Origin of the sequence: Paraburkholderia sp. BR10872, from assembly GCF_040965835.1 — a bacterium.
In the GTDB taxonomy this organism is placed as follows: Bacteria; Pseudomonadota; Gammaproteobacteria; order Burkholderiales; family Burkholderiaceae; genus Paraburkholderia; species Paraburkholderia nodosa_A.
Map to the genome: position 1 here is coordinate 121,483 of NZ_JBFRCN010000008.1, position 19,713 is coordinate 141,195.

The window sequence follows — 19,713 nt, forward strand, 5'->3', positions numbered from 1 at the left end:
TTTCACCGGGAATCCGCCTCATGGCGACGCAGCGGGTCGAACCAGACTTCCGTCATCGACCAGCGCCGGCCGGTCTGCACGCCTGACCCATCGAAAAGCGCCGTGGCTTCCATGTGCGCCACGCCATCGATGGTCATGAAGAGCAGCCGGCGCAGTGCCGCGTCATTCCAGGTCGCAGCTTCCGGATGTTCCTTCGCCATCAGCGCGAACCGGTCGATGGCCACCGCTGCACACGACGCGTGATAGCTCGTGATGGAACCCGAGTGACCCGTGGTCAGTAACTTCAGGAAGTCGTACGCCTCGCTGCCCCGAAGTTCTGCGAGCAGAACGCGATCGGGCCGCATACGCATCGTGCTGGCGATCAGGTCCGCAGGCATCACGCGCGCCTGAGCGTGACCACCCTTGCTGTAGATCAGGTGAACGCAGTTCTCGATGTGACGGATGAAGAGCTCGCGCACATCCTCGATCGTCACGATGCGCTCGGTATCCGGGATGTACCGGCACAGCGCCTTCATGAAACTCGTCTTGCCCGAACCCGTGTTGCCCACGATTGCGAGGTTCAGCCGGCCGCGCACCGCCAACTGGAAGAACGCCGGAAAGTCGCGTGCTTCGAGGTACCTGACGAGTTCGCGATCGAGGTGACGCAACGCAGGCATTGCCTCGTCGAGTCCGGCCGCACGGCGCCACGTTGTCTGGGCGAACAGGCCCTCGCTTTCGTACGCATCGAGCGTCTTCTCGCGCGAGGACGGGCGGCGGATCGTCACCGACACGGTACGTGGAGGCACCACCGGCGGGATCACGATCTGGATGCGCGCATCACCCGGCAGCAGCGCGGAGAGCACCGGATGCAGCGCCGAGACTTCCTGGTTCGTGAGGGTGGCAATCGCGACCGCGAACGACATCAGGCGCTCGAAGTCGAGCTCCGCGCAGTCATGCGCGTGCCATCCGAGATGCGTCTCCGTCAGCGCGCGTTGCGGACGGTTGATCACCAGTTCCGTGACCGCGGGATCATCGAGAAGTCCTTCGAACGGCCGCATCAGCTCGCGCACCGACGCGTCCTCTGCCAGCCTCGGCAGTGGAGTATCTGCCGTGACCGGGGCGCCGAGAGCATGAGCCGGGGTGCTCATCGTGCGCCCTCCGGCTCGAGTGCATAGACCGGACTGAAGTCCAGATCCCGCGCGACGACAATCGTGAACTCGGCTCCCTGGTTCTGCGACAGCGTGGGCGGGATGTTGATCGTGCTGTCCAGCACGCGCGTGGCCATGTCATTGCCCTGCTGCTGCGTGTTCTCGAACACCACCGAACCGTTGGTGTTGCCGCCGCGTGTGGCGAGATAACCGATCGCATCCTGCGTCACGCCGAGCAGCATGGCGGCACCGATGCGCTCGCCCCAGTGGTTGTTCACGTACCCGCCCACGCCCATGCGTCCGAGTGCATCCGCGGCCGGCGAATCGATCTCGACCGTCACGCCTTTGGGCGTCTTGATGCGCGCCGACAGGATGAACACCCGCTTCTGGCCGGGCGCGAGGTTCGAGCGGTATTCGCTGTTGATCTGCGAACCGCGTTCGATCAGCACGACATGGCCGTCATCCGAATAGACGTTCTTCGTCACCGTGCAGGTCGAGATACCTGCCTGGGTCGAATCAAAGGCTGTATCTCCAACGCAGTCGATCTTGGCGCCTTCTGCGAGTGTCAGGCTGCGGTTGCCCAGAAACCCCGCGCGCACCTTTGGCGTCACAGTCGGCGTGAGCACCTGGGCAAGCGGGCTGCTACCCTGTGACTGGCTGCCGGGTGCAACCGACACGTTCGGCTGCTTGCCGGAAGAAGCTGCGGATATTGATGCAGCCGTATCTGGCTCGCTATTCGCAGTGCCGTTACCGACTGTCGCGAGCAGCGGCGCATCGTAGTAGCTGCGTACCGCTACCGTATGCGCCGGCATCGGGCGTGTGGCCACCGCCACGGGCGCCGATGCTGCCGTGCCTGCGGCGACCGGTCCGCTTGCCACGGCAGTCGCCGATGACGCCGCGGTGGGCCTATCGCCGAACACACGCCCCTGGAGCGGCTGGTCCTGCACGGCATCGCGTCTCGCCTTGCCGGCCGCATCGCGCCGCTCGATAAATCCGTGGATCGTCCAGACCACTCCACCGATCACGACAGCGACCACCAGCAGCGGCGCGAACCACCAGGCCCGGCGACGGCCACCCTGCTGCCCGAGTTCGGGCATGCCGCGATCGTCGGGCTGTCTCCCAGGGTCACCGTTTACGGGTTCTGATACTCTTGCAGGGTCGCCCTCGTACACACCCCCGGGCGCCCCGGGCGCAATCACATTGCGCGGCGTTTCCTCAATCATGGCCGTCGCTCCGCAGGATGCGCTTCACACCTGTTACCGTCGTGCCATCCGCAGGCGGTACGCCGTCGACGTCGAACCCGTCGTTCCACAGGCCAACCACCTCGTCACCGAGGCGCAGCACGAACCGCCGGGCCACCTCATGCACGACGATGACATCGTCCTCCATATGCCGGTCAACGACGCTCTCGCTGTCGTTGTCGGCCACGCGAAAGATCGCGGGAATACGCCGGTTATTGGGAATGCGGATATAGGTGAAGCGCCCGTCATCCCACGCTGCGGTCGGCGCAATATCCTCCGAATGCGGCATCACCTCCATCGAGTAAGCGGTGTTGCGCACCACTGGCGGCCGATCCAGGCGCGCACGCACGAGAGCAGCGCCATCAGCGGCCTTCGTCTTTGCTGCCTCCGCGTCGGGATAAACGAACGTGATGCGGTACATCTCCTCGCCGTTGCCGAACCGGGCCTTAAGCGGAAGCACGACGAGGTCGAAGCTATAGCTGCGCCTGTCGGTGCGGATTTCGAGGTTTGTGTTGTGCGCGGCAGACTGCGGCTTGAGGTAAACATCGTGGTCGCCGCGATTGGCGACCACCTGCCATCCATCCCGGTCGCCGGGGGCCACGACGAGAATATGCTCGACCGGATCGAGCGCGATGTGCGTGGCAAAGCCGCGCTGCGCGATGACCCGCACCACCTCGTCCTGCCGGTACACGACCTGCCGCACCCGCGAGTCGCCCGACCAGCCGGGCACGTCGTAGGAGCGCGCTCCTCCGCTGACCGCCGCCAGTGCTGTCGCCAGCGCTATGGTTCTCATGACGTTGCTCCGTCTCATCGCGCACCTCCCTCGACCGACTGTGAAGCGGGCGACGACGCCGCAGGGGTGAGTTCAGGGTCCCGGCTGTATGCCGTCACCTTGAAGCCAAACGGGTTTTCGATCGCCGTGCGCTCCCGCGTGAAGACCGAGGGCCGATAGGTAAAGGCCAGCGTGATGACGAAGCGCTGATGCGGCTCCGCGTTTTCGATGCCGTTCTTCCACGTCGTCTGCTCGATATGCACGACGGCGTGCCCCGGTTCATCCGGCACGAGCGTGGTCGAGAGGATGCGGACTCGGCGCTGTGTGTTTGCTCCGAGCCGCCGGTCCAGAGCGTCCGGTCCGCCGTAGATCGCGCGGTAGTCCCGCGCAACCCGGTCGTCGCTCATGTCGAGCACGCGGTCATAATCCATCTGCAGCAGACCCCAGTCGTAACGCTCGCGCGAGCGCACATACACTTCAACCCAGTGCTTGTCCTCGACCTCGCGCATATGCACCTGCTTTGCGTCGAGCACGTCGATCACCTGTGCCTCACCGGTCAGACGGTCGACCTCGATCGGCAACGGCACGACACGGTAGAACGGGACCATCACGGCCAGCGCGGCCGCACACAGTATTGCCACCACCACGCAAGCCGCGGCCACGTACCATGCGTGGCGCTCCGAGCGCTCCTGCAGGTGCGTGAGCGACACCTCGAAATCGAGCGCCCGCCGATAATCGTGGTCACTGCTCATGACCGCCTCCATCCGATGGTGAGACGGGTGCAACACGGTTCACCGGAACACGGTAAGAGCCATCCGGCATGACAGGTTTGGGTGGACTGTCCGAACACCCATTAATCAGTATAGCTAACTGAACAAAAGCGATCACCGCGACGGCCCGGATCATGTCTATCCCCTCACTTGCCGAACTCAGTTGCCAAAGCTCGCAGGCACCATCTGGTCCTGCAGCCGTGCGGTATTGCCGGCGCGCTTAAGCACGAGCTCCTGCTGCTGTTCCGCGGTCAGCCGGTCCTCCGAATCGGCCAGCATTCGGAAGAGCTGCAGTTTCGTCATCTCGTTGCCGACCGCCGTGCTCTCGATCTGGATACGCGCCTGCAGCTCCGAGATACCCTTCTGGTCCTGCGTCACATCGATCTGCTGCATCAGGCCCTGGATCTGGTCGAGTTCCCGGAGCTCGGTCTGGTATGCGTGGGTGCCGAATGCCTTGTCCTGGAACGGCTTGTTCAGCGCACGCTGGCAGACCTGCTGGTCAATGCCGCTCTGGTCCTCGCAGTTGTAGATTTCGCTTGCCGAACGCAGCGTCTGTGCACTGCCCGTGAGGCCCGCATATCCGCCGTTCTGGATCGCCGCATAGACGGTCTGCCAGTTCGACGGCAGAGAATTGGACAGGACCGGATTGCTCATGAGCGCCCCAAATCCACGCGTGCCACTGAGCGACTGATACAGTTGAAGCTCCTGCTGTACCTCCTCCTTCAGTTGCCCGACGGTGGCAATGGCCTGCACGACGTTTTGCGCGTCGTAGACGGGGATGCCCTGGGCGTGAGCCGGCGGCATCGAAAGGACGACCGACGCCACCGCGGCAAGAGCAATACAGGTATCGATGATTGACCTGATCATGACGATGATCCTCCAGTGTTATCCTGGTCGCCCACGTGCTCGCGCGCCGCGCGCTGGTACGCAGGAATCTGGCCGGCACCGCTGTCCGCCTTCCCGCTGCCGGCATCCCCTGCGTTGTCAATCCGGCCGCCGGGCCGACGCGGACCGTGCCCGAGCCTCGCGAGTGCCCCCAGACCGCTGACGGCGCCGCGCGACGCAAATCCCGCAACGAAGGCACCGAATCCAGACAGCGTGGCGCCCCCGGCGAGCCCCGAGGCGACGGCTGGCAACTGCCAGCCGATCATGGCCAGGAACAGTGACGTGATGAGCAGACCGAAGGCAGCACCCCACGGCGCAACGGCGGTGAGCACCGCCTGACCCGCCGCCGAAAGGGCCGATGCGTTCGCGTCCGGCGATGAAGTGGTGACGTTGAACGGCGCGAGGTCGGCCGAAAACGCCGTCAGTGCCATGCCAAGAAAGGCCGCAATGAGGATTTGCAGCAGCGCATAGTTCGTTACCTTGGCGGTCCACGCCTCGAAAAAGCGTGCCGTTGGCCCGAACGCGCCACAGGCGATGAAGACGGGCCCCAATCCGAGCACCAGGTCCAGCAGCATTCTCGCCATCGTGACCTCGAACGCGAGGACCAGCAGGAAAATGGCCCCGCCCAGCCCCACGATGACGCCACCAACCAGATCACCGATGCCTGCAACGAAGCCGCTGACACTCAAGCCTTCGTGTGTCGCCTTGTCGAAGTACGCATCCATCACGATGTCGATCTGCCGGTCATAGCAGTCGAGGGTCTGGTAAATGGCGGACGCGCTCGTAGCTGCCACCGCGCTGACGCTCACCGTCCCGCAGCCGGCGTTGCCTGCTCCCGCATTCGCAGCCGCGGTCTGGATCGTCTGCGCGAGGCCCGTCGTGGCGCCCTCGACGGCGGTCACCACCTGTGACTGGTAGATGCCCGCTCCGAGTGCGAAGGAAAGCATGATGGCCACCTTCATCGCGCGCCACGCAAAGGCAGGTACCGACTCGTGGGCCTCGCCACGCACCACCGCAAACCCGTACGCGATGATCCAGACCGTGAGCGCCGTCGTGACAACGGGCACCAGAGCACTGGAGAGCGTCGAGGACACGCTCGTGACATACATCGACATGCCGTTCTCCAGCGTGCCGCCGACCGCAGTGAAAAGGCCGCTCATCGCGCACCTCTTCCTGATACACGCGAGGTCAGTGGGTTACGCGCGACGCCGGTCGCACGCCGCTTTCTCAGCCGCTCGTGGAACACTGGAAGCCAGTCAGCCGGTTCGTCGCCGACCTCGGCACGGATACTGTCGAGCAACTCGACGTTGTCGGTCGTCCCGGACAGTACGTCGAGTACGTCGCCGAGCCCTGCAAGATCCAGCCGGCCGATAGCGGAGCGGTGTCCCTGCTTGACGAGAAACAGGCGGCTGTTTTCTCCGAGGGAGCGCACGATATTGAACTCCGCCTCAGTCAGCTTGAAGCCATGCACATAGTCGTCGTAGTCCGCGCGCGGATTCGGCAGGAAGAAGAACGTCGCGGTCTGCTCGATGAGGGCCCGTGCGATAGGGCTGCGCAGGACGTCCGCCGGCGACTGCGTGTCAAAGATGCCCAGACCGTTCTGCTTGCGGATCGTTTTCTGCTTGTTGTTCGCAAAGTCAGTGAATACCGGATCGCCCAGGCGCTTCCAGAACTCGGTCATCACATAGATGAAACGCCGCCCATCGATCAGGCCTTCGGTCAGGTGCAGCAGGTACATCGTCACCGGTGTGGACACCTCAGGATCATCCAGCAGCTCGGTATCGTCGAAACCGAACAACTGGTGATGGCTGAAATCCAGCAGGTCCGACGGATTGTCCAGCACCCAGCCGAGCCGCCCGCCCGCACACCATTTGGTGAGTCGTGCGTGCAGGCTGTTCTCGCCCACGACGGGCATCAGCTGCCGTATCATCGACAGACGCCGCAGAGGCCGCGCCATGCGGGCCACCTCGCGCACGGCACGCGAAATGTCGAGCTCGTCCCTGGCCGAAAGCGGCGCACCACTATCGACGAGCCGACGCACGAGCCGTTCCCAGAAGTCCAGCACCGCCTCGTCCGGATCGAGCTGGAATGGATTGAGTCCCGTCGGGACGCCCCGGCGAAACACCGTGTACCGTCCACCCATCGCCCGGACGCCAATCTCGGTACCGCGGTCCTTGTCGTAGACGATGCCCGTGACGCCATACTTCATCGCCATGGCGAGCAGGAACAGCTCGAGGACCGTCTTGCCCGCGCCGGCCTGTCCGATAATCTGGGTGTTGGCGAGCGCCTTTTCGTCTCCAGAATCCTTCTTTTCCGGCGTCGCGTGGAAGTTCAGATAGAGCGGCTGTCCGCTCGGCGTCTTGACGATCGTGATCGCCTCGCCCCACGGATTGCCATCGCGCTTGCCCGTCGCGAAGTTATGCAGACTCGCGAGTCCGCAGAAATTGCGCGACGTGAGCTTCGCCTCACGGGGCCGGTAGCGCCAGTTGCCCGGCTGCTGCGCAAACCACGCAGCATCTGCCACCAGATCGACGAGTGCGCTCTGAAAACCCGCGTCAGCGAGCTGCGTGCGCGCCTTTGCCACATGCCGCGCCACCTCGTCCGGCCGGTCGCCGAGCACGGCCAGCGAATAGTGATATTCACCGAGCACGAAGTCGCCATTGATCAGGTCATCCAGTGCGCAGTCCATCGCCTGGACCTGCGACACCGCCACATCCTCGCCCGCAATCAGCTGGTTGCGCTGGCGCTCGAGCGCTTCCTTCGCCGTGGGACGATCGAGGATCGTGAAGCTCTGGGTCTCGATGTACTCGAAGTCGCCATACAGCAGCCCATCGAGCATCCCTGGCTCCGTTTCCTCCGGGTAGTCCTTCAGATCGAGCAGCGCCGCATAACGGGTCGCGCCCGGCATGCGGATCTCCACCTTCTCGGTGCGAAAGAAAAGCCGCGACGTCGCCAGTGCCTCCGCAATGCGGCCCGCGGGGATCGGCACCGGCTCCCAGGCGGCATTGACGAGGTAACCCAGAAACTCCAGCGCCGCCGAAAAGCGCATGGGGCGCTGCGTGTAGCGGACCTGCATCCTGTAGATGCCAAGTGCCACCGGATCCCAAGGCTTGAGGCCCGATTCGACCTGCGCGGCGATCCCGGCCATCACCTTCAGCGCCTCGTGCTCGTCGCGCCAGATATCGTCGGGCGTGCGCCGCACCGCCTGGCTGAAAAAACGCCCCAGGCGCGTGCGATGCGGCCGGTACACGACAGTCAGGTACAGCGCGTTGGCCATCATCCGGTAGCCAGCAAAGCTCGCGTAATAGCGCGTGGCGAGTTCCTGACAGAACTGGTTGCCGTACGGCGTGGCGAAGTGGTCAGTCACGCGCCGGCGAATCCGGTGCGACCAGAGCCCCACGTGGCCCCCCGGCAGGCTGCGCACGAGCTGGTTGAACCCTTCGTGACGGACCAGGATGTCGCGCGGATCGGCTGCCTCGAAGGCAATGCCGGCGATCTTCCACACGCGCAGATAGTCGCCCTCGCGCGTGCGGACCACATGCTCGTCGACGTGTGATGAAAACGGCACGAAATCCGCGAGCACGACCTCGCGCCCGGCCACATCGATGAGTTGAGGCTGGGCTACCATGTCAGCCCCTCCTCTTGATGCGAACCGGCACGTAGGCGTGCGCGCCCCAGAAGCGACGGTTACGCTGGCGAAACCTCATGCGAACGCACAGCACGCACTGCGCAAGCCGCTGATCGTCGTGCCGCGTAACCGAACGCATCGTCACGAAGACCGGAACGAGGAGCAGCACAATGCCGACGCCGACCGGCGGGCTTGCGAGCAGCGCCCAGATGGCAGGAATCAGGATGCTGCCACCTGCCATCAGGATCGGCACGAGCGGCACGCCCCAGAGCATCGCGGGTCGCGTGCAGCCCTTGAAGACGGGATCCCTGAACTGGTCCATGTGTGCCTCCGGATCAGCTCGACGGGATCAGCATCGCCGCGATCACCGTGGCACAGCCCACGAACAGGCCACCGATGAACACGCTGGCGACATCGCCAAAGCGGGCGTGCTGGAACATCATCTTGAAGCCTGCCCAGATGATCGAGATCGAACACACCACCGCGCCCACGCCAAGCAACGTCGTCTGGATCGTCGTCAGGAGTGTGTTGACCTGCGAGAGCTGGGCGTATGCTGGCGTCACGGTCAGTGAGAGCAGGGGCACGACTGCAAGCCCGCGCAGCAACGCTCGCGCCGACCGGGACGCTCCCGCGCCCGACGGATTCGATTTCCATTCAGTTCGCTGTCCTGATTTCATGAATTACTCCTCTCACACATGCCGGTCTGGCCCGGGTCAGAAAACGACCGCGCTATCCTGCGTCATGCCGCCTGGCTCATCGGTCTGGCGATTGCGTCCGTGTTCCGTCGGCAAAGGCATTGCATCGGGGACGCGCGATGGGCTGTAACGTGGGCCCTGTGGACTGGTCGGAATGGCACGAATGGGTGGGACGTCGGCGGCGATTGCTGGAACCACCGGCTCCCGGCGCCCGACCTGGGCGACGACCCGCTGCACATAGCCCGTACGAAAACCCGTGAAAAAGTCGCCGCTCGCGTAGCACGACAATCCGGCGCGCAATGCGTCCTGCGCCCGTTCGCGTGACTGTCGCGCCCGCTCGAAGCAGCCCAGGAGGATGGCCGCGCCGGCGGCAAGGTTGCGGCACGGATCAAAGACCGTATCGGGCGTCAAGCCGAACCGGACCCAGTTCGTGCGGTTTACCTGTGCGAGGCCTGCACTGTAATTCCACCCGCCGGCCTCCAGTGCGCGTGTCGTCGCAACAGCCTCATCGAGGTTCGCGGGTTGCCGTTCGAGGCGCCCGTGTACCACCCCGATCGCGTACGGGTTGAAGCCCGACTCGACCCGCACAATGGCTGCCATCGTGGCGGGCGCCACGGCCGGCGTGCACTGTTGCGTCAGGACCAGGAATGCCGCGAGCTGAATCATTCGCCACCTCCCTGACCGCCCGCGCTTTCATACTCGCGCTCGAGGAACCGGCGCGCTGCCTGGGTCGGGTCGTATGACAGCTGTGTGCTGCCAGCTCCGTAAAACTCGGTGATCGTGCGATCTGCGCCTCTCGCGTCCCACCACACCCGCGTGTACAGCGCGCCGTCGATCTCGACATTGATCGCGCCGCGCGCATTGCACAGCAGCTCGCTCTGCTCAGGGCCGCCCCAGTACAGCAGGTCCTCACGGCAGTAACCGGCGCTTGCAATGACGTTTACCGCCGACGTTCCCCGGGACCCACCCGCTCCGAAGTCGCAGGTCGGAAACGGATCGCCGTCGCGCAGGGCTGCCCACAGTCTCTCGATCGGCGGGACGCATTTCCCATACTGCTCGGGACCACCTGGATTGGAGAGGCACAGGATGACCTGGCAACCCCAGTCGTCAGCACGGGCCGGGCCGGGCGCAAGGATTGAGGCATTGACGAACGCGGTGAGTACAATTGACCAGCGGTACAACGCCCGCAGTAGTCCGCGACGTGCGATGGCACAATCCATTCCGACGGCAGCGTCATGCATCGCAAACCTGCGCGTGGCGAAGGGTCAGCACCGCATCGTTACCAACTTTATCGAGACGGCGAGTGAGCACATCCAGACAGGCGCCTACCGTCTGCGACGCTGCGGCTACCGGAACATCGTGAGCGGCTGCCCGGGCGCGCGGTACCAAGCGTTGTCCAATGTGCCCGACAGCTGTCAGGCGAGGCAGCCAGGCGTATCCGCATGAAAACGCGCTGTCCGCGATCAACCATTCACGCAGCGTCGTTTCCATCACCTTCGCCCACGCTTCTCCCATCGACACAGGGGCGTCGACAATTGGCAGCAGCCCTAGAAAGTGAAGCGCGGGGTTCAGCCGAGCCCGGACGTTACGGATCCCGTAGGTGCCGTTGATGAGCTCGAAGGCGCAGTCGATACATTCGGGCGACACCGGGATCGGGCTCAGCACCGCATCTACCAGTGCCTCTGCGCAGACCGCACGCAAATCGGGCAGTGCGGGTGCGTCGATCAGGCAGACATCGAACCGCGGGGCCGCCCTGGACAGCAGGTGACGAAGGTTGGCGTAATAGCGCGTGCGGCCGGGGTCATTGCTCGACAGCAGACCTTCGACGGCGTCCGCATTGAGCACGCAAACGCGGCCACCGGCCGCATGCCAGGCACGTCCACTCAGGTCCCGCACCCGGTTGCGGGACTCAATCGCATCGTGCTGCGTGCTGGCGAGCATCTGTGCGCAGCGCGGCGGCCCGGCAAGGTCCAGTATCAGCAACCGCCGGTGGGTGACGCGAAGCAGGTGACGGGCAAGCAGGCAGGTCAGCATCGTCCTGTCCGAATTGCCATTTGCCGAAATGATCAGAAGCGATTTCATGGTTCATCGTCCTCAGCCGCACCCACGGTCGATGAGCCTGCGAAAAAAAAGATCCCGCGGCGCCGGGGAGGCTGACCGCGGGATCAACGGGGGATCATTGCTTCAGCGCCAGAAAGCAGAAAAGCCTGCAGATGCAGGCTTTTTGCGAACGCGTCTCGGCACACCACGTCGTCACACAGACATCGAACTGCGGGGCCGCTAACGCGTACTCGGTCGTGCAGGGCACGTTGACCGGATCAGATTGTTGGCTTCAATTTAGGCGGGTGCGCAGCGCAATGCAAGGGGCTTAACGCGCCGTGCCGCCCTTCCCTTTACCCACGTGTTCCCAGGTGTTCCCACGTGTTCCCAAAAAAGTTTTGTGGTGCCGCCCCCGCCGAGCCGGTACTCACCGAGGGGCAGCGTCGGTGGGGGCTGAGCCTCGGACGCCGCGCGCCGGGACGGATCGAACTGTCGGCTCCGGCACACCGTCCTGCACTATCCCGGCGGGTGCCAGCCGGCACGGTCCTGGTCCCCTGTCGCCAGAGCGCGCGCGAGTGCCGCGCGTGCGGCCGCCAGTTCCAGTTCGAACCGTTGTGCGGGGCGACGAGGAATGCGCAGTCGACGGCAGACAATCTCGCGGTTGGCATGCCAGACATACACCATGCGTAGCATGTCGCGATGCCGCGGATGCAGTCCCTGCCATGCCTTCGCGATCCTCGCCGCATCGACCGGATCGTGGGTCCCACGCGATGCATTGCCCCAATTCTCCAGCCGCTGGTGTAGTGGTGCGCACGCGAAGTCTCGACTCATGGCGCCTCTCCCACGCCGTCGTCACGCGCTGGCGCAGGCGCAGGTGCCCGGTAACGCGCAGGATTCTCCAGAAACTGTTGAATATCGGCCGCGCGCCATCCCACCAGCCGACCGCCCAGTGGTATGGCGAGTGGAAATGTTCCCGCCTGCATGCGACGGTAAATCGTTGAGCGCGACAGCCCTGTTCTCTCTTCGACCTGCCGGCGGCGCAGGACCCTGCGCGTGTCGCTGTTCCCAGATGACATGACGTTCCCCCAGAAAAGATGCCGGCCTGGTGTTGCCGGCACATGGGGACATTCAAGCAGCGCCTGGATCCGATCGCCAAGCCCGTCTTATCGACGGGAAGGTCCCGTCGGACAGGTCGAACGACGTTTGCACGAAGCAAAGCGTATAAGCTATCGATGGCGGAGATGGTCGCGGTCAACCTCGCGACGCGGAGCCTAGAATGGTCAACACCAGACGTACTGTCTGGTGCGCCAGGGAAATACCCGTTGCGTCAAGGAGGAGAGACAGTCATGCTGTCTTCAGCCGAATGGCGAAAGCGTAGCGTGAGTGCAGCGTCGTGCCCTGCCCGTGCTGCGACCCGTTGAACGTGACGATGGGGCCTTGCGCTGTAGGCGCATACACGATCCAAACAGGCTTGAAGCATTGGGCACATCGGTCGTGGAACCCGCCTGTTGCCGTTGAAGCGAGTTCGTCTGAGTTGACTCAGTGGTCATCGAAGGAAGTTGCCAGTGACGTCCCGCGGCCTTGCACCCTGGCTTCCGACGTGCTTGCTGCACGACGTGGGTCCGATGTCGTCACCGGTGCCTCACCCTCCAGCAGGCTGGTTCCTCCGCCCCTCCCCCGCTGGTTCAGGCCGGTTAGAACCTCGTCCGGATACCCACGCCCAGGCTGTTGCCTGACGACACGCTGGTCATGGTGTCGTACCGCCACGCCGCATAGACGTCCGTGCGTTTCGAAAGCGGATAGTCGTATCCCAACACCACGGTCGACCAGCGGACATCGTTGCCAGGCTGAGGCCGTCGCAGCGTACCGGTCCAGGAGGCCAGCACACTACCTGTGCCAACCTGTGCGCTCGCCCCCACCTGGACAGTATCGTCGGTGAGCTCATTGTTGTTCGTCACCCGTTCGTACTGGAAATAGAGCTTCACTGCCAGCAGGCGATACGCGGCTCCGACGAGCCACGCCGTCTGTTCTGTCGCACCGTTCAGGAAAAGCGACGCCGTGTGAAGACTCTGAACTGCCGCTGTCGCGGAAAATGGCCCCGCGAAGTAGAGCACGTTCGCGCTGTAGTTCGCCTGCCCTGTGTGGCCCGCGATACCCGCATTGCTGTATTGCAGACTTCCCGTCAGACCGCCAACCTCTGGCGTCTCGTAGACGATCGAGTCGTCGATCGCCGTATCGCTTTGCACCGACGCAGCACCCATTGCGGACCCCAGAAACGTGTGGACCACCATGGGTGAGAAGACGAACGAGTTGCCGAACGGGTTGAACAGCAGCGTGGAAACAAACAGCAGGGAATCATTGCGCCCGAGCGTCAACTGGCCGAATTGCCCGCTCAAACCAACAAACGCCCTGCGCCCGAAAAATGACTGCCCGTTGAACGCGCCGGACTGGCCACTGTTGATCCGGTAAAAACTCTCGAGCGTGAAAATCGCCTTCATGCCACCACCCAGATCCTCGCTCCCCGACATGCCCCAATACGAGGTCGACAGTCCGCCGGAACCTACCTCCCACGCATTGCCCGCCGAGCCAGGTGTACGCACCACCCCGGCAAAGGCATCGGCCAGCCCGTAGAGCGACACTGACGACTGGGCGTGCGCCATGCCAACAGCCAGGCACAACGAGAGCACCGCGACACCCCTGCTACATCTTCCCCGCACCACCCTGCACATGATTTCTCCTTCGTCGTTTGTGAATGTTCTTCTCGTACTCACGTGCCTGATGGCACGTTGTCTCGTCGCGCGTCACCCCGGCCTGACACGCGCGAGCGGCCTTCCGCGCTCGGCCAGCGCAACGGCGACCAGCAGTTCATCCGGCGCTGGCGAGTCGGGTACACAGAGCGATATCGTGTCGAAGTGGTCGAAGCTCCACATGTCTGTGACGCTGTGCAGGGGAACGTCGATGCACGCACCCGCCGGCCCGCGTTTCGTGACGGACGGCATGATCGAGGACGCACCGGGCAGGCAGTCGCGCACCGCCCTGCCGAGTCGCGGGTGCAGGAGCGCTGCCCCCCACTCGAGCGGCACGCCTGTGCCCGCGAGCGCAGCCTTCCCGTAACCCTGGATATCTTCCCCCGCACAACCGAGCGCAAGCAGCGCGCGCCCGGTAAGCATCTGGCCGAGTTCAGCGCCTGTCGCATACAAAGCCTTGAGCTCACCAGCGACCTCCAGGTCGGCCGGCTTCAGCACGGCAGCGGCGATGATCTGACGATGCGGTGGGGTCACAGCTGTGCCGAGCTCCGCGCACCGCTCAAGAAGATGAATCACGATCCGCGTAATCTGGACGTTCATGCCGCGATCCCCATGTCACCAGGAAGCTGCAGCTCCCCTGCTGGTGCCGGAAAATTGCCCCTTGCCAGCTCGTAAGCGCGCGCTGCCCGCAGCACCAGCGCATCGCTTCCCCGGGGTCCGATGATCTGCAGGCCGACAGGCAGATCTCCGGCGAATCCGCAAGGTACGGATATCGCGGGCAGTCCGGCCTGGTTGCACCACGCCGTCAGGACGGGTGCCTGACGCAGATTGGCCTGCAGCCCGGTAACCGGTGGTGGTCCGCAATGAAACGTCGGTGTGAGCAGCAGGTCGTAATGCTCGAAGAACGCCGCCATGGCCGTCGTGAGCGCGTGACGGGCAAACAGCGCGTCGGCGAGCGTCGCGGTGTCCACCTGTGCGCCTGCTTCCGCCAATGCCCTCAGGTCGGGATCCAGCAGTGGCCGGTCTGCCTCTTCCATGTGCCGCACACGCTGTGCGAAAAACACGGACCACTGGATCGAATGCATGCGGCCGTCCTGGTAGAAGTCCGCTAGCGGTGCGACTTCAGTCTCGACCAGCCTCGCACCGAGTGTCGGAAATATCCTGGCTTCCCTCTCGACACAATCCGCAATGTCTGACACCACCGACGTGCCGGCGGGGGCAGCGCAGTAGGCAATGCTTAGCCCCGCGATGCTGTCGTCGAGTGTGCCGGCGTATCCGCGCCAGGCTCCCCTCACGGAACTTCCGCCCATACGCTCATGCGTCATCGCATCGAGCATCAGCGCTGCGTCGCGTACGCTCCGTGCCATCGGCCCCAACGTGGAGAGAGCCGTCCATGACGTTGCCGAACCAGCGGGAACGAGCCCGAACGTGGGCTTGAATCCGACCACACCGCTCCAGCAGGCCGGAATCCGGATGGACCCGCCGCCATCGGTCGCGAGCGAGAGCGGCCCCATGCCCAACGCAACCGCGACCGCCGATCCGCCGCTGCTGCCTCCCGGCGAGCGCCGTGTATCCCAGGGATTGCGCGTTGCACCTGTCAACGGACAATCGGTGACGATCTTGTTGCCGAACTCGGACGTCGTTGTCTTGCCATACGGTATGGCGCCCGCACGCCGCAGCCGTGCCACGGCCGGCGCATCGGCGTTTTCGCGCTCCGGCGAAGCCGTCCATGATCCATGTCGTGTCGGAAGACCTGCTACGGCAACAAGATCCTTGACCGATACCGGTACGCCATCAAGCGGACCACACGGCTCGCCACGCATCCATCGGCGTTCCGCCTCGCCGGCGGCCGACATCGCCCCGTCCTCGTCGAGGGCGCAGATCGCGTTGACAACCGGATCGAGCTTCGTGACCCGGTCGAGCACCGCGCACATGACCTCAACGGGCGAGAGCGCGCGCTGCCGAAACCCGGCAGTCAGCTGACTCGCGCTCAACATGAAAATTTCATTCATTACGCAGTCCTTATCTATTGATACGTGCCTTATCTCAGGTTCTGGAGCCATGCCTATCCTTCACACACCGGCGTTACCGGGCCGGTGGATTGCAGGATGGAAAAGTCGTTATCGGCAAGCGCCTGGCCAATCCTTGTCTGGCAGAGCACGTGACCTCCGTCGTGGCTCACGCCGGTCTGGCCACGCGGCAGGGCAACGGAGACGGCAGGCAACGCGGCCCTGACGCGATCGGCAACCACACTTCCCGCTGACCTGACGGCCTCGGCGAACAGACGAATACCCGCATACGTGTTCTCGCCATGCGGCAGCACCGCGGCATAGCGGCCCAGCCGCGGATCGCGCGCATCAGCGTAGCGCGCCGTATAGCGCGTGAGGAACGCCTGGTTTTCCGGATTACCGATGCTCATGAAGTACGACGACACGCCGATCGTTCCGGTCGATGCACCGGTTGTTGCAATCGAGAGGGATTCGTGCGCGATATCCGTGACCAGTTGCGGTTTCATCGCAAACGACCGGTACTGCTTCACAAACGTCACGGGGTCATCCCCGATGCTGTGCCATACGATCTGCGGATTGGCGCTGGCGACCCGTTGCAGGATCGCACCGTAGTCACGCGTACCGAAGGGCAGCCAGTAGACGTCGATGAACTTCCCGCCATGACGGGCCACTGCCGCCTGCAGCTGCGGAATCAGCACCTTGCGGTTGCTGCCGATGTCCGAGACGACAGCGCAGACGGACTGTCCACCAGCACGCATGAGCCAGGCTATAAGCGGCTCGATCCGCTGGTCCGCTGCCAGGCCGGTCGTGAGCAGTTGCGGGTCACACCGGCCTTCGTCGAAGTTCGGATAGACGATAAGCTTACGCGCTGCCCTTGCCGCCTGCAGCGCCGCTTCGCGCTCGGATGGCAGCACCATGCCGGTGATCATCGCGACGTTGTCACGCATGAAAAGCTGCCGCGCCTTCTCGAGCGTGACCGCCGTGGACATCTGCGTGTCTTCGACGCTCAGCTGTAGCGGCTGGCCAAGCAGTCCACCCGCTGCATTGATCTCGTCCACCGCCAGCGCGGCACAGTTGCGGTTGGTCTGTCCCACGCGCGTCAGGGGACCGCTGAGCGGCGCGAGCAGCCCGATCTTCAGCGGGACGGCGGCACGTGCGAACTGAGAGACGGCTGATGCAGCAAGGGATGCGGCCGCACCAAGCAGCACGCTTCGGGAAAAGTCACGACGGTTCATGCTTATTCTCACTAGAGGTCACTGGTTCACTGGATGTCTTGAGGGAAATCCGCGGCGGGCTCTGCGGCCGGAGAGAGATAGCGCGCGAGCGGGTGTTCGCCCCTGTCACCCGGCTGCGGTTCGACGGCACCGGCATGCACGAGGCGACCGTTACTGAGCACGATGCAGCGCCGCGCGCTCTGAAGGACGAGATCGAGGTTCTGTTCGACAAGGAGCACCGAGAGCTTCGAGCGGTGGCACAGTTGCGGGATGACTTCGCCGATACGTTCGACCAGGTTGGGCTGCACGCCATCGGACGGCTCGTCGAGTAGCAGCAGTTTTGGACGGCCGCACAGGGCGCGTGCGATGGCGAGAACCTGCTGCTCGCCGCCCGAGAGCGTGCCGCCCTGCTGCGACAGACGCGACTTCAGCACCGGAAAGTAATCGAACACCTCGTCGAGGATGTCCGCCCCACCGGCAGCCAGCGTACCCATCAGCAGGTTCTCGCGCACGCTCAGTTTCGGAAAGATCCAGCGCCCCTGAGGCACGAGACCGATGCCGTGCCGCGCGATCTCGTGTGTGCACAGGCCCGTCACCGGCTGCCCCAGGAAAGTGACATCTCCGCTCACACGTGGCAGCAACCCCATGACCGCTTTCACCAGGGTCGTCTTGCCCGCACCGTTGCAGCCGAGCACACCGACCACCTCGTTCGGCAAAACGTCCAGCGTGAGGTTGTGGACCACATCCACATCGCCGTATCCGGCGCACAGGTTTTCAATGCGCAGCATGTGTCGCCCCCCGCCCCAGATAGATACGGCGAATCTCCTCGTCGTCCGCAATCTCCGCATACGATCCGCGTCGAACCACCTCTCCCCGGTGCATCACCCATGTCTCACACGCCAGGGACTGCACAAAGCCCAGGTCGTGTTCGATGGCGAGCACTGCGCAACGCTCCCGTAGCCGGTGGATCAGGCGCACCAGCCGCTGCGCGTCATTCGCGGACAGACCGGCAGCGGGTTCGTCGAGGAGCAGCAATGCAGGCTGGCACATGATCGCCATGCCGATTTCGAGCCACTGCCGCTCGCCGTGCGGCAGATGCGACGCGAGCACGCCCGCCTGGCCCGACAGACCGACTTCCTCCAGTACCGCGTCGGGATCCGGCATCGCCGACTTCCGGTACGCCGCCACGCCCAGACCGGCCACCATCAGGTTGTCCCGCACGGTCATGGTCAGAAAGGTGTTGGTGCCCTGGAACTTGCGCACGACACCGCGGCGGCAGAACGCGTGCATCGGACGGCCAGTCATCCGCTCGCCATTGAGATACAGTTCGCCGGCACCCGGGGCAATCGCGCCTGAAAGCAGGCCAACAAGCGTGCTCTTGCCCGCACCGTTCGGGCCGATCACGCACAGCAGACCATGTGGCGCAATCGCGATGTCCACACCTGCCACGGCGCTTATCCCACCGAACGCGCGCGCGAGGCCCGTACCCTGGAGAAACTGGCCGCCCATTACCGTTCCTCCTGTGCGTGGCCCGCACGATGAACCAGTGGCCGGCTCCAGGGCATTCGCGCCACGCGGCGCGCGACATCCACCCATCCATGAAGACGCAGTCCGTTCGGCATAAAGAGGATACAGCCGAGAAACAGGCCACCCAGGATCAGGGGCCAACCGTCGGTGCTGTAGCTGGAAACGGTTTGCCTGAGAAGCGTCAGAACGACAGCGGCGACGACGGGACCACCGGTTCTTCCCCGGCCGCCGATCGCCACCCAGAGAATGACTTCCGTGGCTAGTAGCGTCGAGAACACGTCCGGAGCCACGACACCCGAGCAGGCCGCCATCAGCACACCCGCGATGGCCGCAAGTACCGCCGACACGACGAAGACGAGCAGCAGGTGAAACGACGTGTGATAGCCGCAGGCCTTTGCCCGCCATTCATTGGTTGCGATCGCATCGAGCACCTTGCCGTAGCGACTGCGACACACGAGCCAGATCAGACCGGTTGCGGCGAGCAGAACGGTCGCCACGGCGTACCAGGATGCGCGCGGGCCGCCAAGTTCGAATGTGTGGCTGCCCACGCCAAACGACAGCCCGGGAATACCCAGGATGCCCGTATCTCCTCCTGTGACCGACTGCCAGCTGACGGCGAGTTGCTGTGCGACGATCAGCACGGCCAGGCTGATGATGGCGAAGAAGTGAAGCCTTACCCCCGCAAAGAGCAGGAAATAGCCGACCACGGCAGCAACAGCCGCAGCGCAGAACACACCGGTAGCAAGCCCTGTCACGGGCGCGTGCCCGAACTGTGCGGTCGCGATGGCGAATCCATAAGCACCGAGACCCAGGAACGTCGTGTGCCCGAGCGTCAGTATCCCCGCCCGCCCCCAGAGCAGGTCATAGCTCAGTGCGAGGAGCCCCATCACCAGCGCATCGCGTACCGTCGAGAGCAGCCAGGGACTGGCAACAAAAGGAACGATCACCGCGGCTGCCAACGCTGCGCCCCACATCAGCAGCGGCGCGACGTCCTTGCGGCCGAAAGGCGGCTGTGAGAACCATGGCCGCAGGGAACCTGGATGTTTTTCAGACATACG

21 protein-coding genes are annotated in these 19,713 nt (G+C 64.2%); all 21 read right to left on the minus strand.

All coding sequences use genetic code 11. The features are described 5' to 3' along the window. Window positions 1–2 precede the first annotated feature (2 nt). Entirely contained in the window at window positions 3–1,127 is a 1,125-nt protein-coding gene (gene virB11, locus AB4Y43_RS09305) for a P-type DNA transfer ATPase VirB11 (RefSeq protein ID WP_368727627.1), read from the minus strand. Then, on the minus strand, window positions 1,124–2,350 hold the full coding sequence (gene virB10 / locus AB4Y43_RS09310) for a type IV secretion system protein VirB10 (protein WP_368727628.1): 1,227 nt from the start codon (window positions 2,348–2,350) through the stop codon (window positions 1,124–1,126). The genes virB11 and virB10 overlap by 4 nt, the downstream gene beginning before the upstream one ends. Continuing rightward, complete coding sequence (locus tag AB4Y43_RS09315; RefSeq protein ID WP_368727629.1) at window positions 2,343–3,161, minus strand: TrbG/VirB9 family P-type conjugative transfer protein; 819 nt, start codon at window positions 3,159–3,161, stop codon at window positions 2,343–2,345. The genes virB10 and AB4Y43_RS09315 overlap by 8 nt, the downstream gene beginning before the upstream one ends. A gap of 14 nt (window positions 3,162–3,175) precedes the next feature. Then, window positions 3,176–3,892: a virB8 family protein gene (locus AB4Y43_RS09320; RefSeq protein WP_368727630.1), complete on the minus strand. Its 717-nt coding sequence runs from the start codon at window positions 3,890–3,892 to the stop codon at window positions 3,176–3,178. 177 nt (window positions 3,893–4,069) lie between these two features. Beyond that, window positions 4,070–4,777 (minus strand): P-type DNA transfer protein VirB5, encoded by a 708-nt coding sequence (virB5, locus tag AB4Y43_RS09325; protein ID WP_368727631.1) that lies wholly within the window; start codon window positions 4,775–4,777, stop codon window positions 4,070–4,072. Further along, window positions 4,774–5,955 carry a type IV secretion system protein gene (locus AB4Y43_RS09330; protein ID WP_368727632.1) on the minus strand — a complete coding sequence of 394 codons (1,182 nt, stop codon included), beginning with the start codon at window positions 5,953–5,955 and terminating at the stop codon, window positions 4,774–4,776. Before AB4Y43_RS09330 ends, virB5 begins: the two co-directional genes overlap by 4 nt. Further along, window positions 5,952–8,423: a VirB4 family type IV secretion/conjugal transfer ATPase gene (locus AB4Y43_RS09335; protein WP_368727633.1), complete on the minus strand. Its 2,472-nt coding sequence runs from the start codon at window positions 8,421–8,423 to the stop codon at window positions 5,952–5,954. Before AB4Y43_RS09335 ends, AB4Y43_RS09330 begins: the two co-directional genes overlap by 4 nt. Window position 8,424: 1 nt before the next feature. Next, window positions 8,425–8,745 (minus strand): type IV secretion system protein VirB3, encoded by a 321-nt coding sequence (locus AB4Y43_RS09340; RefSeq protein ID WP_368727634.1) that lies wholly within the window; start codon window positions 8,743–8,745, stop codon window positions 8,425–8,427. A gap of 13 nt (window positions 8,746–8,758) precedes the next feature. Beyond that, window positions 8,759–9,100, minus strand: coding sequence for a TrbC/VirB2 family protein (locus AB4Y43_RS09345; RefSeq protein ID WP_368727635.1), 342 nt, complete (start codon window positions 9,098–9,100; stop codon window positions 8,759–8,761). Window positions 9,101–9,136: 36 nt separating this feature from the next. After that, entirely contained in the window at window positions 9,137–9,784 is a 648-nt protein-coding gene (locus AB4Y43_RS09350; RefSeq protein ID WP_368727636.1) for a lytic transglycosylase domain-containing protein, read from the minus strand. Continuing rightward, window positions 9,781–10,359 carry a hypothetical protein gene (locus AB4Y43_RS09355; RefSeq protein ID WP_368727637.1) on the minus strand — a complete coding sequence of 193 codons (579 nt, stop codon included), beginning with the start codon at window positions 10,357–10,359 and terminating at the stop codon, window positions 9,781–9,783. The genes AB4Y43_RS09350 and AB4Y43_RS09355 overlap by 4 nt, the downstream gene beginning before the upstream one ends. After that, entirely contained in the window at window positions 10,352–11,200 is an 849-nt protein-coding gene (locus tag AB4Y43_RS09360; RefSeq protein WP_368727638.1) for a ParA family protein, read from the minus strand. Before AB4Y43_RS09360 ends, AB4Y43_RS09355 begins: the two co-directional genes overlap by 8 nt. A 474-nt stretch (window positions 11,201–11,674) precedes the next feature. Continuing rightward, window positions 11,675–11,989: a hypothetical protein gene (locus AB4Y43_RS09365; protein ID WP_368727639.1), complete on the minus strand. Its 315-nt coding sequence runs from the start codon at window positions 11,987–11,989 to the stop codon at window positions 11,675–11,677. Then, complete coding sequence (locus AB4Y43_RS09370; RefSeq protein ID WP_368727640.1) at window positions 11,986–12,234, minus strand: helix-turn-helix transcriptional regulator; 249 nt, start codon at window positions 12,232–12,234, stop codon at window positions 11,986–11,988. The genes AB4Y43_RS09365 and AB4Y43_RS09370 overlap by 4 nt, the downstream gene beginning before the upstream one ends. A 618-nt stretch (window positions 12,235–12,852) precedes the next feature. Continuing rightward, complete coding sequence (locus tag AB4Y43_RS09375; RefSeq protein WP_368727641.1) at window positions 12,853–13,887, minus strand: porin; 1,035 nt, start codon at window positions 13,885–13,887, stop codon at window positions 12,853–12,855. Window positions 13,888–13,959: 72 nt separating this feature from the next. Next, window positions 13,960–14,505, minus strand: a complete 546-nt coding sequence (locus tag AB4Y43_RS09380; RefSeq protein ID WP_368727642.1) for an amino acid synthesis family protein — start codon at window positions 14,503–14,505, stop codon at window positions 13,960–13,962. Then, the gene (locus AB4Y43_RS09385; RefSeq protein ID WP_368727643.1) at window positions 14,502–15,917 is read right to left on the minus strand and encodes an amidase family protein; all 1,416 of its coding nucleotides are present in this window, start codon (window positions 15,915–15,917) and stop codon (window positions 14,502–14,504) included. The genes AB4Y43_RS09380 and AB4Y43_RS09385 overlap by 4 nt, the downstream gene beginning before the upstream one ends. A gap of 53 nt (window positions 15,918–15,970) precedes the next feature. After that, the gene (locus AB4Y43_RS09390) at window positions 15,971–17,149 is read right to left on the minus strand and encodes an ABC transporter substrate-binding protein (RefSeq protein ID WP_368727644.1); all 1,179 of its coding nucleotides are present in this window, start codon (window positions 17,147–17,149) and stop codon (window positions 15,971–15,973) included. A 26-nt stretch (window positions 17,150–17,175) separates the two neighbouring features. Next, window positions 17,176–17,916 carry an ABC transporter ATP-binding protein gene (locus AB4Y43_RS09395; RefSeq protein WP_368727645.1) on the minus strand — a complete coding sequence of 247 codons (741 nt, stop codon included), beginning with the start codon at window positions 17,914–17,916 and terminating at the stop codon, window positions 17,176–17,178. Further along, window positions 17,903–18,637 carry an ABC transporter ATP-binding protein gene (locus AB4Y43_RS09400; protein ID WP_368727646.1) on the minus strand — a complete coding sequence of 245 codons (735 nt, stop codon included), beginning with the start codon at window positions 18,635–18,637 and terminating at the stop codon, window positions 17,903–17,905. Before AB4Y43_RS09400 ends, AB4Y43_RS09395 begins: the two co-directional genes overlap by 14 nt. Then, on the minus strand, window positions 18,637–19,710 hold the full coding sequence (locus AB4Y43_RS09405; RefSeq protein WP_368727647.1) for a branched-chain amino acid ABC transporter permease: 1,074 nt from the start codon (window positions 19,708–19,710) through the stop codon (window positions 18,637–18,639). Before AB4Y43_RS09405 ends, AB4Y43_RS09400 begins: the two co-directional genes overlap by 1 nt. Between the last annotated feature and the right edge of the window lie 3 nt (window positions 19,711–19,713).

Excerpts from the sequence above, each read along its gene's own strand:
- virB11 (WP_368727627.1), bottom strand. The coding sequence starts at position 1,127 with ATGAGCACCCCGGCTCATGCTCTCGGCGCCCCGGTCACGGCAGATACT.
- virB10 (WP_368727628.1), bottom strand. The coding sequence starts at position 2,350 with ATGATTGAGGAAACGCCGCGCAATGTGATTGCGCCCGGGGCGCCCGGG.
- AB4Y43_RS09315 (WP_368727629.1), bottom strand. The coding sequence starts at position 3,161 with ATGAGAACCATAGCGCTGGCGACAGCACTGGCGGCGGTCAGCGGAGGA.
- AB4Y43_RS09320 (WP_368727630.1), bottom strand. The coding sequence starts at position 3,892 with ATGAGCAGTGACCACGATTATCGGCGGGCGCTCGATTTCGAGGTGTCG.
- virB5 (WP_368727631.1), bottom strand. The coding sequence starts at position 4,777 with ATGATCAGGTCAATCATCGATACCTGTATTGCTCTTGCCGCGGTGGCG.
- AB4Y43_RS09330 (WP_368727632.1), bottom strand. The coding sequence starts at position 5,955 with ATGAGCGGCCTTTTCACTGCGGTCGGCGGCACGCTGGAGAACGGCATG.
- AB4Y43_RS09335 (WP_368727633.1), bottom strand. The coding sequence starts at position 8,423 with ATGGTAGCCCAGCCTCAACTCATCGATGTGGCCGGGCGCGAGGTCGTG.
- AB4Y43_RS09340 (WP_368727634.1), bottom strand. The coding sequence starts at position 8,745 with ATGGACCAGTTCAGGGATCCCGTCTTCAAGGGCTGCACGCGACCCGCG.
- AB4Y43_RS09345 (WP_368727635.1), bottom strand. The coding sequence starts at position 9,100 with ATGAAATCAGGACAGCGAACTGAATGGAAATCGAATCCGTCGGGCGCG.
- AB4Y43_RS09350 (WP_368727636.1), bottom strand. The coding sequence starts at position 9,784 with ATGATTCAGCTCGCGGCATTCCTGGTCCTGACGCAACAGTGCACGCCG.
- AB4Y43_RS09355 (WP_368727637.1), bottom strand. The coding sequence starts at position 10,359 with ATGCATGACGCTGCCGTCGGAATGGATTGTGCCATCGCACGTCGCGGA.
- AB4Y43_RS09360 (WP_368727638.1), bottom strand. The coding sequence starts at position 11,200 with ATGAAATCGCTTCTGATCATTTCGGCAAATGGCAATTCGGACAGGACG.
- AB4Y43_RS09365 (WP_368727639.1), bottom strand. The coding sequence starts at position 11,989 with ATGAGTCGAGACTTCGCGTGCGCACCACTACACCAGCGGCTGGAGAAT.
- AB4Y43_RS09370 (WP_368727640.1), bottom strand. The coding sequence starts at position 12,234 with ATGTCATCTGGGAACAGCGACACGCGCAGGGTCCTGCGCCGCCGGCAG.
- AB4Y43_RS09375 (WP_368727641.1), bottom strand. The coding sequence starts at position 13,887 with ATGTGCAGGGTGGTGCGGGGAAGATGTAGCAGGGGTGTCGCGGTGCTC.
- AB4Y43_RS09380 (WP_368727642.1), bottom strand. The coding sequence starts at position 14,505 with ATGAACGTCCAGATTACGCGGATCGTGATTCATCTTCTTGAGCGGTGC.
- AB4Y43_RS09385 (WP_368727643.1), bottom strand. The coding sequence starts at position 15,917 with ATGAATGAAATTTTCATGTTGAGCGCGAGTCAGCTGACTGCCGGGTTT.
- AB4Y43_RS09390 (WP_368727644.1), bottom strand. The coding sequence starts at position 17,149 with ATGAACCGTCGTGACTTTTCCCGAAGCGTGCTGCTTGGTGCGGCCGCA.
- AB4Y43_RS09395 (WP_368727645.1), bottom strand. The coding sequence starts at position 17,916 with ATGCTGCGCATTGAAAACCTGTGCGCCGGATACGGCGATGTGGATGTG.
- AB4Y43_RS09400 (WP_368727646.1), bottom strand. The coding sequence starts at position 18,637 with ATGGGCGGCCAGTTTCTCCAGGGTACGGGCCTCGCGCGCGCGTTCGGT.
- AB4Y43_RS09405 (WP_368727647.1), bottom strand. The coding sequence starts at position 19,710 with ATGTCTGAAAAACATCCAGGTTCCCTGCGGCCATGGTTCTCACAGCCG.